Source organism: Acetobacter thailandicus (assembly GCF_011516655.1).
In the GTDB taxonomy this organism is placed as follows: Bacteria; Pseudomonadota; Alphaproteobacteria; order Acetobacterales; family Acetobacteraceae; genus Acetobacter; species Acetobacter thailandicus.
Window position 1 is genome coordinate 26,017 of record NZ_WOSV01000008.1, and the last position, 16,511, is coordinate 42,527.

The window sequence follows — 16,511 nt, forward strand, 5'->3', positions numbered from 1 at the left end:
TATTCTAATTCGAAGTGAGAAATTTGCAATAAAACAAGAGAGTGAAGGATACTGTCAAATAGAGAGACCGAAGAGCCTGTGGTCATGTCACATTAAGTGAGGAACGAAAGTCTGTTCAATAAGTTATAAGCGACACCGTTCTCCAGGTGAAGTTATCGCTCATGCGGTCTGTTTGTGTTGTCAATTTTCACAAAGCTAATGCCTTGTCATATTATATAAAACGATCCGTCGGTGGTGCTATGAATCCGGTCTGTCCTATGCTGCCAGATGGAGCTAAAAACCGCCAATTGAAATTCCTGAATCCTGTTTTTGAGGACCAGCTGAAATAGTATAGTATCGTCACTTTTTCAGCCTGAAAATTAGCCGAATTATCATCAAATGTAACTCGTTAGACTGAAAAAGACAGTACCCCAGCAATTTTCTTAACGACACAAACTTAACATGATGGCATCGTGTTAACCTGACGGCATCCTCTGAGAAAATCTACATTTTTAGTTTTTAAGCAAACAGGTAATACGAGTCAGGAAATGATGATAAATAGTAAATTGAAAAAATAAGTGTTTATATATCAATGAATGGTTTTTCCTGGGCTAAAGAAAATTCAAGTGTGGAATATAGTAAAAGTCTATCAATTGAAAATTCCATAATGTTTAAAAAATACAAAGAGGTAAATGGTAATTATTCTTTATATCCAGTAAATTATCTTATTAATAATTTACCTTAAAAAATATTTTATTGGTATATTCAGGGGTATGAAACTATTTTATTTGGCGCTTATCCCGTATTTATTAAAGATGAAAATGCAAAAGACATAGTGTTTATTCAGCATTATTCTTTAAGCATTTGGAGTGGCCCATATGGCTCTTTTGGTGCCGGGTGCTCGTTATGTGTTTTTACGTCTGGAGGGAGTGCTAATGGAGGAGATGGACAAGCCGCTCTCTCGGGCCTTGACCCACGTCTTGGAGCATTCTCTATCGCTAATGGTGATAATGCTATTGCGGCGTTTTACATTGGCCAGACTAACAATTTAACCCGGATGGTTTTGCGTGTAAAAGCGTTTGATGCTCAGGGCGGAATGCTTGAGGAACCTTTAACATTTGAACAAATTAAAAAACTACATCATGGTATGTATATAAATACAAATATAATTTCTCCCGATATAAATTTAAAAAATAATTATGGTGGTTTTAATAGTAATAATTATACAGAAATTAGTAGTGAATAGAATAATAATAGAATTAATTTTTATGGATGGCCAATTCTCGGTTCAGCAGTGATAAAAAATAGAAAATATAATAAAAAATCAATAGTGCCAGATACACAATTAAAAAACGGAAAATGGAGCAATTTTGATCAATTCTCTTCTTATACATCACCGGATTTATATAGATAATGCTTCAACCTGGCGTAGTGATGATGGGTTCATTGCCAAAGACTAGCATTACAGCTCTATTTTATGGTGGCTTCTGAAACTACAGGAGCCCGTGCTCAGGGCTTCATAAAAGATGGAGCGCTCTCTGAAGAGATACTGGAGTTGTGGGTATCTGAGGCTTCGGGAGGAGGAAGGTGTCAGTTGATAAAAATAAATCAGCTGCACAGTCCTTCTCAGAAAATCATTCCTTAAAAAATGAAGAGCCCGATAGTGACGGAAATGATGAGCTGAGTTCTGTTGTGTAGCAGATGCAGGGTTTCTCACCTGCTACATAATAAGTTTTACTCGCCTGCTGCACCGCCGCCTTCATGGCGCCGGTCAAAGCCACCATAGTAAAGCGCATTGCCTTTTTCGTTAAGTTTAGCACCGCCTGCCAGAATCCCTTCAGGAATACCCCAGGGAGCATGCGGGGCAAAACTATATCCCTCCTGTTCAAGGGTTTTTTGTACCCGGGGTGACAACGCACCTGCCTCAATCTCAACGGGTTCAGGCAGCCATTGCTGGTGCAGGCGTGGCAGATCAATAGCCTGCTGAATAGTCAGGCCATAATCCACCACGCCAAGAATAACTGACAATACAATAGTTGGAATGCGCGAGCCACCAGGGCTGCCAATGACCATAACTGGTGTATTATCGCGGGAAATAATGGTGGGTGTCATAGATGAAAGGGGTGTTTTGCCAGGGGCAATAGCGTTGGCTTTGCTGCCGACAATACCAAACATGTTGGGAGCCCCAGGTTTGGTAGAGAAATCATCCATCTCATCATTGAGAAAAAAGCCGGTATTGCCCGCAATTACCCCTGCGCCAAACCATCCATTGAGGGTGTAGGTGGTCGAGATAGCAAAGCCATTTTTATCGATGACTGAGAATTGCGTGGTTTCATGTTTTTCCGGGCTGGCGTCGCCTTCTTTCAGGCTGGCGGAGGGCGTAGCTTTATTTAATGGTGTATGAGCACGAATGCGTGCAGCATAAGCCGGGTCAAGTAGTTCTTTTACCGGGTTTTTAACAAACTCGGGGTCGCCCAGGCTGCGGCGATCAGAATATGCATGTCGCATGGCTTCGATCTCACGCTGTAATGCCGGTGCTGTATGCAGGCCCAGTGCGTGCATATTGTAGCCTGAGAGAATATTCAGCATTTCGCATAGTGCAACACCGCCACCACTTGGCGGAGGGGCTGTTTCAATCAGATACCCCCGGTAGTGACAGCTCAGAGGAGACAGTTCACGTGTTTTGTAACGCGCGAAGTCAGAGAGTTGCAAAATACCACCATTCTGTTGTGAAGCATCAACGATGGTTCTGGCAATTGAATCTCTGTAGAAAGCATTCGTCCCCTGATCGGCAATAAGCTGGAGTGTATTTGCCAGGTCTTTTTGTACCAGCCGGTCACCTTCCCGCAGGGGCGAACCGTCAGGGCGTAAAAAAATTGCCCGGGCCTGCGGGCTTTTGCGAAACATTTCAGTTGAGGTACGTAAAAGCTCAATATCGCCTTTATGCAGAATAAAACCAGCCCGTGCGAGTCTGATGGCGGGAGCCATCACATCCTGGCGTGACAGGCTGCCCCAGTCGTGCAGAACCCGGTCAAGGCCGGCAACGGTGCCTGGTACGGCAACGGCCTTCCATCCGGTTACAGACTCTCCGGTTATGACATTACCCTGCTTGTCCAGGAACATATCTGCCGTTGCAGCCTGAGGTGCTTTTTCACGAAAGTCGAGAAAAATAGCTGGTTTGCCTTTAGGGCGCAGCAGCATAAAACCGCCACCGCCAATGTTTCCGGCCGCCGGGTAAACAACAGCCAGAGCATATCCCACCGCCACGGCAGCGTCGGCAGCGTTACCACCCTGCGCCAGAATCTGCGCACCGACATCAGAGGCCAGCTTTTGTGCTGACACAACCATGCCATGCTGACCAGGCGTTGCCTGAAGCGGAGGCAGGTTATCAGGCTGTGTTGTGCCATAAGCCAGCGGGTCAGGTGCAGAGGCAGGTGCTGCTGCCAGGGTTATTCCTGGTTGCAGCAGCGTGCCGCAGAGAAGGGCAGTGCCGATTACAGAGCGAGAGAGGTGGCGGCGGTGCATGCGCTATCAGCTTTCTGTTGTATAAGGCGGGCAGGTATATCCGGCAGGAGAGAGGGTGAATATTTCATAGCCGTCTTCTGTTACGGCCAGCATATGCTCAAACTGAGCAGAAAGAGAACGGTCTCGTGTGACGGCAGTCCATCCGTCATCAAGAATTTTAACGTCATGGCGGCCAATATTGAGCATGGGTTCAATGGTGAACACCATGCCGGCTTCAAGTTTCATGCCGTGCCCGGGGCGTCCATAATGCAGCACAGTTGGTTCAGAGTGGAAGGTGCGCCCGATGCCGTGTCCACAGAAGTCACGCACAATAGAATAACGGTGACCTTCTGCCAGGGTCTGAATGGCGTGACCAATATCGCCAAGAGTTGCACCGGGTTTAACAACCTCAATGCCGCGCATCAGGCAGTCATAGGTTGTTTTAATCAGTTTTGCTGCTTTTACGGGAATACGGCCGACCGGATACATGCGGCTGCTGTCGCCATACCAGCCATCAAGAATAGAGGTCACATCGATATTAACGATATCACCTTCCTGCAGGCGTTTTTCACCTGGTATGCCATGGCAGACGACATGATTGATCGAAATGCAGCATGATTTAGGAAAGCCGCGGTAATTCAGCGGGGCAGGTGTAGCACCGTGTGCAAGGGTATAGTCGTGAATAATCTGGTTGAGTTCTTCAGTCGTCACGCCGGGCTGTACATGGGGCGTAATCATATCAAGGGTTGCTGCTGCGAGCTGTCCTGCTGCCCGAAGCCCCTTAAAGTCGTGTTCAGTATGCAGAACGATGCCGTGTCTGCCAGCCATGAGTTTCTTCCTTACATTTCGCGGGGTCTTAAAAAATACAGAGGCCCGCAAAATGAAGGGCTATACGCTGAAAGGCAACCCGCTTTTACTCAAACAAGTATTCAGGTGCGGTGTCGGGCAGAGCCGGAGTGGTGCAGAGTGGTATGTGTACCTGTTGTGGCCTGACGTAATTTTGCACCTACAAGCTGTACGTGATGATGGCCTGCCGTAACAGGTTTTGCATGAGCACGCCGGTGCGATGAGAGAGGTGCTTCTGCCACCTCTACGACCTGTGATCCCCGCCCGCGACGATGAGCAGAAGCCAGCATGAGCAGCTGATGTTTGTGCTGACGTGTTGGCACAGTATGGCGAGCAAGGATGAGCGGGCGCTCGACAGGCGCAACACCTTCAGCATCAAAACCACGGTCAAGCTGGCTGGCCATAACAATATTGCGCGAATTATTAGAAGGAGCGCCAAGCACGACACCAATCAGCCTTACGTTGCTTCGCATGGCAGAGGTCACAAGGTTATGCCCGGCTTCCTGGGTATATCCTGTTTTCATCCCATCCGCTCCGGCATAACTTCTGAGCATCGGGTTGTGATTGGGAATGACCCGGTGGTGAAAGTAAAAACTCTCAGTAGAGAAGTAGTGATAATATTCAGGGAAGTCAGCAATCAGGTGACTGGCAAGGTAAGAGAGGTCTCGCGCAGTAGTGACCTGGTCAGGATCGGGAAGTCCTGACGCGTTACGAAATGTGGTGTTCTGCATGCCCAGGATATGTGCCTGCTGTGTCATCATGGCAGCAAACTGTGGTTCACTCCCACCGCCCAGAAATTCGCCCAGAGCACAGGCCGCGTCATTGGCAGATTTAGTAACAAGAGCAAGAATGGCCTGCTCGACCGTCAGCATGGTGCCAGGTGCGACTCCGAGCTTTGAAGGTTCCATCGTTACAGCATGTATGGACACCGGCAGCTGCTGACTGAGAGATACTGTGCCTGCCCGTAATGCTGAGAATGCCATATAAAGGGTCATCAGTTTTGTCAGGCTTGCCGGGTAGCGGCGCAGGTCGGGGTCAGTCTGGGAGAGAACTGCACCGGTTCTGGCATCTACGACAATTGTGCTGATCTGATGCGTATATTGTGCAAAAGCTTCCTCTTTCGGGATCAGAGTGCCAAGAGAAGTACACGTCAGAAGACACGTCAGCGCAGAAAGACGAGTCTTTCGTTTGTTTGTTTTCTTAAGAGGAAACAGAAAGCTGAGTGCGGAGTTTTTCACGGCTTTGCCTGACGTTTGTACTGCTGGGGCTTCTCTGACGTAGTTTTACACTGTGCGACTTAAATGTAACAGAGCACAACACTTTTATTTCTGAAAAAAATGTCGATATTATGTGTTGTGAATTTTCCAGGCGCTTTGTGCGAGGTGAAATGTTGATGGGGACCTGTGGCGTGGCTGTTCTTACTGCTGGTGGAGGACCGTTATGGTCTCAGAATTCTGATAATGATCCGGACAAAAACGGAGCAGATATTGATGTGGTCGTGCATGTGCGGCCAGAAGTACGTAAACCGCCTATGTATAAAGTTCTGATGCTCAACGACGATTATACGCCTATGGAATTTGTTGTGCACGTACTTGAACGGTTTTTTAGTAAAAACAGAGATGAAGCTACAAATATTATGCTCAACGTGCATAAGCGCGGCGTTGGTGTCTGCGGGGTTTTTACCTACGAGGTTGCCGAAACAAAGGTAACGCAGGTGATGGACCTGGCACGTCAGAATCAGCATCCTCTGCAATGTACTATTGAGAAAGATTAAGGGCGTTAAAGCGGCGTTAAAATAGTCGGGCGCTCATTTTTTTTATAATATTTATTTTCGGACTCGCAATTCTCTTCAAAGACGCCAAATATAACTTCTGGTGTGTCAGATCAGGCAGGTTGGTCTGCCTTGTTCGGGCACTGAACTGAGGTGAGAAGGAGCGTCTCGGCATGTTGTCACGCAATCTGGAACGGACGCTGCATCAGGCTCTGATTTTAGCGGGTGAGCGGCACCACGAATATGCCACGCTGGAGCATCTGCTTCTGGCTCTGGTCGATGATTCCGATGCTGTTACGGTATTCAGGGCCTGTGGCGTGGATCTTGAACGTCTGCGCACTGACCTGACTGGTTTTCTGGATAAAGATCTGGCAGGGCTTGCGGCAGAGCGTCCTGTTGAACCCAAACCAACGGCAGCTTTTCAGCGTGTTATTCAGCGCGCGGCGATTCATGTACAGTCAACCGGTCGCGATCAGGTGACGGGGGCTAATGCTCTTGTTGCTCTTTTTGCAGAACGCGAAAGTCATGCGGTTTATTTCCTGCAGCTTCAGGATATGACGCGTCTTGATGCGGTTAACTTCCTCTCACACGGTATAGCGAAAGCCCCTGATCGTTCGACCCGGCGTCCCCCCACGGGTGCAGGGGAGGGAGGTGACTCTGGCTCCGAGAAAAGTGGTGAAGGTGAAAAGCCCGAGGGCGGGCGTGGGCAGAAAAGTAAGGATGCCCTTTCAACCTACTGCGTTAATCTGAACCAGAAAGCTGAGGCGGGTAAGATTGACCCTCTCATTGGCCGTGACAGCGAGGTTGAGCGTACTATCCAGATTCTCTGCCGCCGTACAAAAAATAATCCCTTGTATGTAGGTGATCCGGGCGTTGGTAAAACAGCGATCGCTGAAGGTCTTGCCCGGCGTATTGTTGAGGGGGATGTGCCGGAGGTGTTGCTCAAAGCAACAATTTATTCTCTTGATATGGGAGCGTTGCTTGCAGGTACGCGCTATCGCGGGGATTTTGAAGAGCGCCTGAAAGCTGTTGTAACAGAGCTTGACCAGGACCCGCATGGTATTTTGTTTATTGACGAAATCCACACGGTTATTGGTGCAGGGTCTACATCAGGCGGCGCGATGGATGCGTCAAACCTGCTCAAACCGGCACTGGCAGCCGGTACGCTGCGCTGCATCGGTTCGACAACCTATAAAGAGTATCGTCAGCATTTTGAAAAAGACCGTGCGCTTGTTCGCCGGTTTCAGAAAATTGATGTGCCTGAGCCTTCAGTTGAAGATGCTGTAAAAATTTTACGAGGCCTGAAAACTAATTACGAGCAGCATCACAAGGTTCGTTATACTGAAGAGGCTATTCGTGCAGCGGTTGAGCTTTCGGCTAAATATATTCATGACCGGAAATTGCCTGATAAGGCGATTGATGTGATTGATGAGGTCGGTGCTTCGCGCATGCTTCTGCCTGAAAGTAAACGCCGTAAAACCGTTAATCTGAAGGATGTTGAAGACGTTATTGCCCGCATTGCCCGTATTCCGCCCAAAAGCATCTCTACTGATGATAAGGAGGTACTCCGTTACCTTGAACGTGATCTTCAGGGGATGGTGTTCGGGCAGGACAAGGCGATTGAAACTCTTTCTGCTGCGATTAAGTTGTCGCGGGCCGGGCTGCGAGATTCTGAGAAGCCAATAGGTAACTATCTGTTCTCTGGCCCGACGGGGGTTGGTAAAACAGAGGTCGCCCGTCAGCTTGCCTCAACACTTGGCATTGAGCTTATTCGCTTCGATATGTCTGAATATATGGAGCGTCACTCCATCTCGCGCCTGCTGGGTGCTCCGCCTGGATATGTCGGGTTTGACCAGGGTGGCCTGCTGACAGATGCTATTGATCAGACTCCTCATGCAGTATTGCTGCTTGATGAGATTGAGAAGGCACACCCTGATCTTTATAATGTGCTGTTGCAGGTTATGGATCATGGTCGTCTGACTGATCATAATGGCAAGACGGTTGATTTCCGTAATGTTATTCTGATCATGACGACTAACGCAGGTGCTGCTGACCTGAGCAAAGAAGCTATTGGTTTCGGGCGGGAAGCACGTTCAGGTGAGGATGAAGAGGCGATTAAACGTTTGTTTACGCCGGAGTTCCGTAACCGTCTTGATGCGATTGTGCCGTTTACGCACCTTGCTCCTGAAACAGTAGGGCGTGTGGTCGAGAAATTTGTACTTCAGCTTGAAGCGCAGCTTGCAGATCGTCATGTTCTGTTTGAAATTTCTTCTGCTGCGAAGGAATGGCTGGCAGAACGTGGGTATGACCGCTTGTATGGTGCACGTCCCCTGGGGCGTGTGATTCAGGAAGAGTTGAAAAAACCTCTGGCTGAAGAACTGCTTTTTGGCAAACTTGCGAAGGGTGGTACGGTTAAAATCGGCCTGAAAAATGCGGCACTGACATTTGATATTATACCTGATGCCGCAGCAGGTGAGGTGACACCTGCCGCAGTAAAAGAGCGTAATCGTAAGCCTAAAAAAGCTGCTCCTGACAAAGAGTCAGCTGAGTAAACTGTGAAATGCTGACCAGATATATTTCGTCTGGTCAGTATAGTTTACTGATATTTTTTGCCGTTAACGATGATATAACCGGGGGTGTGCCATTCACGGCCTGTGCCGTGATGTGTCCAGTCAACGCCCTGGCTACGCGCAGAGTCGTAGTAATAGCGTCCGACAATATCAACTGAATCACCTTTTCTGACCCACGGCCATGAAGGTGCATTCATGCGTTCAAGCCCTGAAACGATTCTGATCGAAACATGAGGGGCAATGAGAACGTAAAAATAACCATGCCGACCGCTTCTGGTGTGCTGTACTCTTTTTTTAACGCCAATAACGGTGCCGCAGATATGTACAGGTGAATCAGCCGTGACTGTACCATTTTCGTAGGCCTGCTGCCTGGCAAGAAAGGCCTGGTTATTGCAGCTCTCACCCTCTGTAGTGCTGGCACCCTGTGCGTAAACACAGGGCGATGCTAACAGTGTTGCGGCAAGAAAAAATGCGCCGCCTGCGTAAAAATTACGCATTAATTTCAGCATGGGTTCAGTCTTTTTCCCTGAGCAGATGTTCGCGATAGTCATCAATATATTTGTTAACTTCCGGGTCAGGTTTAGGCAATTCCTGATGTAAATTTTTCAGGGTCCGGATGATGGTGCCTATGACAACAAGGCGTGCATACCATTTGCGGTCTGATGGTACGACCACCCAGGGAGCATGCGGGCTGGCTGTGGCAGAAATGGCATCCTGAAAAGCCTCCTGATATTTATCCCAGAATTCACGCTCACGTAAATCAGCTGAAGAGAATTTCCAGCGTTTTTCAGGAATATCGAGGCGTTCAAGTAAACGTTTTTTTTGTTTTTTACGTGAAATATTAAGGAAGAATTTTATAACAACAGTACCCTGTCGTGACAGGTAATGTTCGAGATTGCGAATGTCATCATAGCGTCCCTCCCAGAATTCCGGGGTGTTAAGCGGGCCGCTCAGATGCTCTTTCTCGAGCAGTTCGGGGTGAACTTTGGTTACCAGCACATCTTCATAATGACTGCGGTTAAATAGCCCGATATGGCCTGCTTCAGGGGCGGCGGCGTGAATACGCCACAAGAAACCATGCGCCAGTTCAGAAGAGCTTGGGTTTTTGAATGAGGCGACAGAGACGCCCTGTGGATTTACTCCTGACATAACATGCTTGATGGTGCCGTCTTTGCCAGCTGCATCCATGCCCTGTAACACGATAAGAAGGGAGTGGGTTTTATTGGCATAAAGCAGCTCCTGCAGCTCCTGCAGCAGGGCTTTTACTTCTTTAAGCAGAAAAACACCGTCTTCTTTTTTTAGTCCCAGCTTCCCGTCATCGTCGGGTTTATAGTTTTTTAGGTTGAAGGTGCTACCGTCTGTTACGCTGTAGCTGTCGAGAACATCCAGAAATTGGGTAAGTTTACTCACAGGCTTCTCCTCCCGATACTTCTGATGACTGTAGAGGAGAAATGTCTTCATGTAAAAATAAGATATTTTACAGAACCTGAAAATAGTTTTTGCATGAGTCCTATAATGAAGTTTTAAAAGGTTGCAAAATAATGAAAGTAGTTTCATATCGAAGAAATGGGTTCACATAGTTCTTTACCGTCAGTAGTGCGCTTTGCGGAGTCTCTTACCGGGAAGCTTCTTATTGCTTCTCCTGTAATGGTCGGAACGCCATTTGCCGGAGCTGTTATTTATATTTGCGCGCATTCTGATGAAGGTGGCGCTATGGGTTTTGTTATTAACCACCATTTACCAAAGAAGGTGGTAGATGATCTGCTTGAGCAGCTGCAGATCGCTCAGATGTCATCAGTGCATCGTGTTCTTGTCAGTGCAGGCGGACCCGTTGATATAACACGGGGATTTATTTTGCATTCGGGGGAGTGGCAAAGTGAGGACGGTTTATCCGTTACGCCTGACGTTACGCTTAGTGCCAGTATCTCTGTTCTGAAAGAGATGGCTGAAGGGCATGGCCCTCGTCAGGCATTGCTGGCTATGGGGCATGCGAGCTGGGTACCCGGACAGCTTGAAGAAGAAGTTCTTTTGCAAAATTCCTGGCTTATCGCCCCGTTTTCACGTGATATTTTATTCGGTAAAGATTTTGAACAGAAGTGGCGGCAGGCTCTGGCAAGTATCAATCTTGATCCGTCGCAGCTGACTGGCCAGACGGGGCGTGCGTGAGCTGTAATTCTGTCAGATCGCTTTTCAGAAGCGAAATACAAAGTTTGACTGGTAATATGTACCGCTTGAGCCTCCTGCTTTATTGAGCGCATGCGAGGTCATGAAGCGTGACACATATTGCGTCCATGACAGGTGGTCGGTGATCTGCCATGCCAGTGCGGCCTGTGGGGCCATGCCAATAAATTTGCCATTAAAATCCTGAGTGAATTTATAAAATCCTGAAGATTTATAAATCGGGTCCTGAGTGCTGTAGCGCCAGAAGAGTGGATATTTTACCTGTAAACTGACAGATTTAAGGAACGTTGCTTTGATAAGCGGCGCAAAACTGATCAGGTTTGAACCTGTCATATAGGTTGTGGTGTCGAGATAGTTGGTTTGCGGGTTAAATGGAGAAATATAAGTACCAATGGTGCCGCTGGTTTTATTTTTATTGCCACCTGAATAGACGTCAGTCTGAAGGCCCAGAAAAGTATGGAACGGGTTTTTGGGAATACGGTATCCGACCAGTGTATTGATAGCATAGCCGCTGACATTACGTGCCTGGTTTGTACGGGCGTATCTGAAAACACCTCCCTGCCAGATTCCCCCTAAAGAAAACTCAAAGGGGCCAGCCAGTCCGTGCCAGCGTACGCCAAAATTATTGCGTGTATTAAAGCCCTCGCTGCTGCCATTCGTGGGCGTTGCTACAGCACTGTTGCGCCCTGCGAGTTTGTAGCCAATATAAAAAAGATCGAGGAAGGAATAAGTGCGGTCGTGCATAAAACGACCGTCAGGTGGCGCCCAGGTAAAATTAAAACCGTAAAGGCGATTATTATAGTTCTCGCCATCATGGAACATTTTATTATGGCTGTCATCGGTTTGCACAAAGTCCCAGCCGTCAATTCGAAAACGGGGCCAGACCATGTACCCTCTGAAACCGTTCCATGAGAGTGGCACATTGGGTGTCTCACGGTTATACATCATGTAAGAGGGGGCACCGACAAACTGTTGCCGTCCAAATAGAAAGCCACTTTTAGCATGTAGCATAGTCCATTTGAATTCAATAAAGGCCTGCTGCATATCAAGCTTTTTACGGTATGTTGAGCCATAGCTGTAGGGTCTCCACCCGCCGGCGTTACCATTAATCAGCTGCCCGAACAGACGTACATGTGACCCCAGGTGCAAATCAGCCCCATAGAGATTTCTGACAGCAAAGCGTCCTGAATCGTTAACTTTCTGTGTGCCCAGTCCGGGGCGGCTTTCAAACCAGTTACGCGCCCGGGTTTCTCCTGAGAAGCTGAGCCAGACTGAACCGTCTTTATTAAGAGGAATGAATTTGAGAATATCGAAAGGGTCAGAGCGTTTGCCGGTCTGTCGCAGGCGACTCCAGTCTTCAGCCCATGGAGCAATGCCATAACGGCCTACTGGTCCGAACCCTGCGGCTTCACCGTTGCCACGGTTGAACACACCCCAGTCATATTGTCGGCCATATAAGCGCCCCTGCGCGCCGGTGGTTCTGACAGGTTGTCCTACCGGTGTCGCATGTGGGTAGATCATAGTGGGAGAAATAGGTGCGATATGTACAGTAATCTGTTCTTTGGGGACGGTGGCTGTGCTGGTCAGGCCGTCAGATAATGGTGTTGCAACCCGAGGGGGGGCGTTCTGTTGTCGTGCAACGTGTATGTAAGGGGTATGACGTGGAGTACTGCTATTTGTGGTGGTGGCAGGTGTGGCCTGAGCAGATGTGATGATGCAGGATGTCAGCAGCAGACTGGAAAGAGGGTATTTCTGAAGACGCAGAGGCCGGGGAGATGCTGACATGGGTATTGATGCCACTTAAGAAGAATGATTTTATAAATCACTATATAAAACGTATATTTTGAATATTAAATATAACGATACGTAATTGTTATACAAATAATTTTTTAATTTTAACGAAAAATTGTGTTTTTATCCTTTGGCCTTGACGCATAATTTACAACTGTTATCGTGAAATGAAGCTGCCTTTATCCGGTCTCCCTGTTAAAAAGTGAGCTGAAAAATGGTAGCCTTATAAGCGGCAAAGGTTAGTAAAACGTGTCTATTCGTCTTTCGCGTCGTACACTTCTCGGTGGTATTTTTACAGCAGGCGCACTGGCTGCAGGTGTAAGCGGGTATCAGCATCCGGCACTGGCACAGACATCTCAGTTACTTAATGTGTCTTATGACCCGACACGAGAGCTTTATGCTGAAATTAACAGAGCTTTTGCCGTAGTTTATCGTAAGCAGAAACCTGGTAATGCTGTTTTTGTCCGTACGTCTAACGGAGGGTCAGGTGCACAGGCACGTGCTGTGCTTGAAGGTGCGCCGGCTGATGTTGTTACGCTCGGTCTGGCTCATGATATTGATGTGCTGGCCGAACGCGGATTACTGAGTGCAGACTGGCAGAAACGCTTTCCGCATAATTCTACACCTTATACCAGTACAATTGTATTTCTGGTGCGTAAGGGGAATCCTAAAAATATTCACGACTGGCAGGATCTGGTGCGAGATGGTGTACAGGTTGTGACACCTAATCCTAAAACATCAGGTGGCGCACGCTGGAACTACCTTGCCGCCTGGGGCTGGGCTTTGCGCCAGCCTGGTGCGACGGAAGATACCGCCAAAGCTTATATGAAGCAGCTGTTTAAGCACGTACCTGTCCTTGATACCGGGGCGCGGGGTGCAACGAACAGTTTTGTACAGCGTGGGTTAGGTGATGTGCTGCTGGCCTGGGAAGACGAAGCACTGCTTGCGGCCAATGATATTGGCCCTGATCAGTTTGAGATCGTTGTGCCAAAAACAACTATTCTGGCTGAACCACCAGTGGCTGTTGTTGATAAAAATGTTGCGCAGCATGGCACGCAGGAGGCGGCTCAGGCTTATATTGAGTTTCTGTTTTCACCTGAAGGGCAGCGCATTGGTGCAAAACATTATTTTCGCCCGGTTGACCCTGCCGTTGCAGCAGAAAATGCCAGTCGTTTCCCTCAGGTAGAGACCTTTGATATCGCCAGTCTCGGTGGATGGACGGCTGTGCAGAAAAAGCACTTTGCTGAGAATGGCATTTTTGATCAGATTACTCAGTAATGCCTGGTGGTCAGATTCAGGCCTGAGGGCCTGAATCTGACGGTGGCTGAAAAGCGCCTTCAGGGCCGTTCATAAATCCTGGAGGAAGTGGAGGCTCCCCTGTGCGGGTCAGTGCCGGCTGTGCATATCCCTGTTCGGCAGGTGTCATGGCAAAGCGTGTTTTGGGCAGAGCTTCGGGACATTCCTCACACATCCAGCGAATAATTTTCTCTCTTATTTCACAGCGCAGATCCCAGCTGCGAATGGCCGTGCGTGCACTGGCCGTGACACGAATCATCATGGTTTGCTGGTTGCAGTCAGCGACCTGTGCGCTGAAGTCTTTGCCGGTCCATTGTGGGCATCCGCGAACAATTTCTTCAAGTTTTGTGCGTATTCTGTCCATCGGGGCGCGATAATCAACATGCAGATAGACAGCACCAACCAGTTCAGCCGAGTTGTAGGTCCAGTTTTCAAAAGGGTTATCAAGAAAATAAAGAATAGGCACAATGCGTCGGCGCCAGTCCCATGAGCGTAAAACAACGTAGGTTGAGGTGATTTCTTCAACCCAGGTCCAGTCACCGTTAAAGACAATCAGGTCACCCATACGAATGGGCTGCGTCATGGCAATCTGTACACCGGCGAACAGGTTGGCCAGAACCGGGCGGGCGGCCAGACCTAGGATAAGAGAAGCCGCACCGGCAGAGGCAAAAAGACTAACCCCATATTCTCTGACGGGTTCAAACGTGACAAGCTCGGCACTGACTGTCAGTACGCAGATAATAATTTCTGTCAGACGACGCAGGAGCCTTATTTGTGTCGCGTGTTTACGCGCCAGAATGTCATCGTCCTGGTCGGCTTCAGCAAAGCGACTCAGGTAAGTATCTGAAAGAGTGCGGATCGTAATAAGAGTGCCATAGCCCATCGTAGCGATAAAACAAATGAGCAGAATATGCCCGATAGTGGCCTGTAATGAGTTGCTGAGGCCACTGACAGGTAAAGTAATGCCGACAGCAAAAAACATAACCATGAGCCGCACAGGGCGGCGCAGTGATTTTGTAAAAAGACGGACCAGTGCCCCGCGCTTGGCCCCCGGTATGCGCATGAGAATACGGTCAGTGACAAGGCGGCTGAAAAGTGCAGCGAGCAGCCCTATTACGGACAGAACGATAAAAGAAACAACAGGCGCAGGCAGCCAGCTAAGCCAGTTTCTGACTTCGGTTAGAACAGGTGCTAATTCATGCTGAATATAGACGGCAAAGGGGTCATGTATTGGCGAAGTGAGTGCGGGCGAATGGACAGAATCAGACATAAGGAAAAAATATTGCCTCGTTAAAAAGCCATGCAGGCCGTTTTTCGGGGGCAGACACACAACAGAGCGTGGGGGAAAGAGTATAAAATACGACTTTCGGTGTGGTCTGCAAATTACAGAAGTGTTTCTGAGCATGAGGCAGAAACAGATAAGTTCCACAATGTGGAACTATTTATGATGGTAAGTCCAGCAATAGTGACACAAACACTCAGGGGCTGGTGGGTTTGCGAGCCCAGCGCCAGGAACTGAGGCCCTGCCGCACTAATTCGCGGTGAATGACCATAATGGGCCACTGACCAGCTTCTTTGCACTCTTTTATACTATCTGGTTCAGAGAGTGTTCTGGCCAGATTTTCAATTAATGTGACAGATCTGTGCATCCCTCCTGAGCAACCTATTGCGATTGTAGCATATTTTTTTCCTTCACGCACGAAGCGGGGCAGGACGAGTTTGAGCATGGCCAGAACAAGCTCAAAAAATGCATTGTAATCAGGGTCTTGTGCGACATAGTTCGCGACATCAGGAGAGATACCGGTTTGCTGTGCCAGCTCAGGCTTATAATGTGGGTTTTGCAGAAAACGTGCATCAAGCACAATATCAGCTTCACGGGGTAAACCGGCAGGGAAAGCAAAAGACATAAGTGTGACGGTCAGCCCCTGACCTGTACTGGCCTGCCACGGACTGAAACGACTCTCAACGAACTGGCGCAGGTCAGGAGGTGGCATGTCCGATGTATCAATGACCAGGTCAGCTGCGGCTCTTAACGGAGCGGTCAGAGTTGTTTCCTCGCGTATCCCTTCAGCGATGTTGCTGTGTGGTGCAAGGGGGTGCCGCCGGCGGGTTGCTGTAAAACGACGGAGCAGAATATTTTCTTCTGCCGTGGCGTATATCAGTTCAACTCTGAGCTCAGGGTTCATACGCAGGTGCATCAGCGTTTCAAGCAGGGCAGAGACATTGAAACCACGTGTGCGTGTATCAACACCAATAGCCACAGGGCCTGACGCTCTTGCAATGATATCATCAAGCATACCCAGCGGGGCATTATCAATGACCTCATGTTCAAGGTCTTCGAGAATACGCAGAATAGACGATTTACCAGCCCCTGACAGACCTGTCACAATAAGGACAAGGCGAAGTGCTGACGTTTCATCTGCACGCATGGTGCGGGTTTCCTTCACAGGTCATGTGGTGCACTGCATTGCTGTTACAGCATGTCGAATCTGATGCTGACGTGAATCCTATTATGCCTGGCAGTGTTATGACAACGCAACAGGTTCAGCAGAGATCGGTTTGCTGAAGGTGAC

Annotated in this window: 13 protein-coding genes; 5 read left to right on the plus strand and 8 right to left on the minus strand. The window is 48.5% G+C overall.

All coding sequences use genetic code 11. From position 1 onward, the window contains the following. The first annotated feature begins 814 nt into the window (after positions 1-814). Positions 815-1,225: a hypothetical protein gene (locus GOB58_RS10345; RefSeq protein WP_173560150.1), complete on the plus strand. Its 411-nt coding sequence runs from the start codon at positions 815-817 to the stop codon at positions 1,223-1,225. Between the two features lie 488 nt (positions 1,226-1,713). On the opposite strand, the gene ggt is transcribed toward GOB58_RS10345, so the two are convergent. From ggt to GOB58_RS10360, 3 genes are all read right to left on the minus strand, one after another. Continuing rightward, complete coding sequence (gene ggt / locus GOB58_RS10350; RefSeq protein WP_173560151.1) at positions 1,714-3,504, minus strand: gamma-glutamyltransferase; 1,791 nt, start codon at positions 3,502-3,504, stop codon at positions 1,714-1,716. 6 nt (positions 3,505-3,510) lie between these two features. Beyond that, entirely contained in the window at positions 3,511-4,311 is an 801-nt protein-coding gene (gene map / locus GOB58_RS10355; RefSeq protein ID WP_086555477.1) for a type I methionyl aminopeptidase, read from the minus strand. Between the two features lie 101 nt (positions 4,312-4,412). After that, on the minus strand, positions 4,413-5,567 hold the full coding sequence (locus tag GOB58_RS10360; RefSeq protein WP_173560152.1) for a D-alanyl-D-alanine carboxypeptidase family protein: 1,155 nt from the start codon (positions 5,565-5,567) through the stop codon (positions 4,413-4,415). A gap of 155 nt (positions 5,568-5,722) precedes the next feature. On the opposite strand from GOB58_RS10360, the gene clpS reads away from it, so the two are divergent. Both clpS and clpA read left to right on the plus strand, forming a co-directional pair. After that, complete coding sequence (clpS, locus tag GOB58_RS10365; protein ID WP_086555475.1) at positions 5,723-6,103, plus strand: ATP-dependent Clp protease adapter ClpS; 381 nt, start codon at positions 5,723-5,725, stop codon at positions 6,101-6,103. A 170-nt stretch (positions 6,104-6,273) separates the two neighbouring features. Beyond that, positions 6,274-8,652, plus strand: coding sequence for an ATP-dependent Clp protease ATP-binding subunit ClpA (clpA, locus tag GOB58_RS10370; RefSeq protein ID WP_173560153.1), 2,379 nt, complete (start codon positions 6,274-6,276; stop codon positions 8,650-8,652). Between the two features lie 44 nt (positions 8,653-8,696). On the opposite strand, the gene GOB58_RS10375 is transcribed toward clpA, so the two are convergent. Both GOB58_RS10375 and GOB58_RS10380 read right to left on the minus strand, forming a co-directional pair. Then, on the minus strand, positions 8,697-9,179 hold the full coding sequence (locus GOB58_RS10375) for a DUF3465 domain-containing protein (protein ID WP_173560154.1): 483 nt from the start codon (positions 9,177-9,179) through the stop codon (positions 8,697-8,699). Between the two features lie 4 nt (positions 9,180-9,183). Continuing rightward, the gene (locus GOB58_RS10380; RefSeq protein WP_194299694.1) at positions 9,184-10,131 is read right to left on the minus strand and encodes a PPK2 family polyphosphate kinase; all 948 of its coding nucleotides are present in this window, start codon (positions 10,129-10,131) and stop codon (positions 9,184-9,186) included. A gap of 96 nt (positions 10,132-10,227) precedes the next feature. Between GOB58_RS10380 and GOB58_RS10385 the strand changes: the two genes are divergently transcribed. Beyond that, entirely contained in the window at positions 10,228-10,836 is a 609-nt protein-coding gene (locus GOB58_RS10385; protein WP_369822960.1) for a YqgE/AlgH family protein, read from the plus strand. A gap of 24 nt (positions 10,837-10,860) precedes the next feature. Here GOB58_RS10385 and GOB58_RS10390 read toward each other — a convergent pair whose 3' ends face one another. Beyond that, entirely contained in the window at positions 10,861-12,372 is a 1,512-nt protein-coding gene (locus tag GOB58_RS10390; protein ID WP_194299698.1) for an alginate export family protein, read from the minus strand. A gap of 519 nt (positions 12,373-12,891) precedes the next feature. On the opposite strand from GOB58_RS10390, the gene GOB58_RS10395 reads away from it, so the two are divergent. Beyond that, positions 12,892-13,920 carry a sulfate ABC transporter substrate-binding protein gene (locus tag GOB58_RS10395; protein WP_407651762.1) on the plus strand — a complete coding sequence of 343 codons (1,029 nt, stop codon included), beginning with the start codon at positions 12,892-12,894 and terminating at the stop codon, positions 13,918-13,920. A 16-nt stretch (positions 13,921-13,936) separates the two neighbouring features. Here GOB58_RS10395 and GOB58_RS10400 read toward each other — a convergent pair whose 3' ends face one another. Both GOB58_RS10400 and rapZ read right to left on the minus strand, forming a co-directional pair. After that, positions 13,937-15,145 carry a mechanosensitive ion channel family protein gene (locus GOB58_RS10400; protein WP_369824718.1) on the minus strand — a complete coding sequence of 403 codons (1,209 nt, stop codon included), beginning with the start codon at positions 15,143-15,145 and terminating at the stop codon, positions 13,937-13,939. A 271-nt stretch (positions 15,146-15,416) separates the two neighbouring features. Next, positions 15,417-16,367 carry an RNase adapter RapZ gene (gene rapZ / locus GOB58_RS10405; protein ID WP_086634903.1) on the minus strand — a complete coding sequence of 317 codons (951 nt, stop codon included), beginning with the start codon at positions 16,365-16,367 and terminating at the stop codon, positions 15,417-15,419. Between the last annotated feature and the right edge of the window lie 144 nt (positions 16,368-16,511).

Excerpts from the sequence above, each read along its gene's own strand:
- map (WP_086555477.1), bottom strand. The coding sequence starts at position 4,311 with ATGGCTGGCAGACACGGCATCGTTCTGCATACTGAACACGACTTTAAG.
- GOB58_RS10380 (WP_194299694.1), bottom strand. The coding sequence starts at position 10,131 with ATGAAGACATTTCTCCTCTACAGTCATCAGAAGTATCGGGAGGAGAAG.
- clpA (WP_173560153.1), top strand. The coding sequence starts at position 6,274 with ATGTTGTCACGCAATCTGGAACGGACGCTGCATCAGGCTCTGATTTTA.
- GOB58_RS10375 (WP_173560154.1), bottom strand. The coding sequence starts at position 9,179 with ATGCTGAAATTAATGCGTAATTTTTACGCAGGCGGCGCATTTTTTCTT.
- GOB58_RS10390 (WP_194299698.1), bottom strand. The coding sequence starts at position 12,372 with ATGATCTACCCACATGCGACACCGGTAGGACAACCTGTCAGAACCACC.
- clpS (WP_086555475.1), top strand. The coding sequence starts at position 5,723 with ATGGGGACCTGTGGCGTGGCTGTTCTTACTGCTGGTGGAGGACCGTTA.
- rapZ (WP_086634903.1), bottom strand. The coding sequence starts at position 16,367 with ATGCGTGCAGATGAAACGTCAGCACTTCGCCTTGTCCTTATTGTGACA.
- ggt (WP_173560151.1), bottom strand. The coding sequence starts at position 3,504 with ATGCACCGCCGCCACCTCTCTCGCTCTGTAATCGGCACTGCCCTTCTC.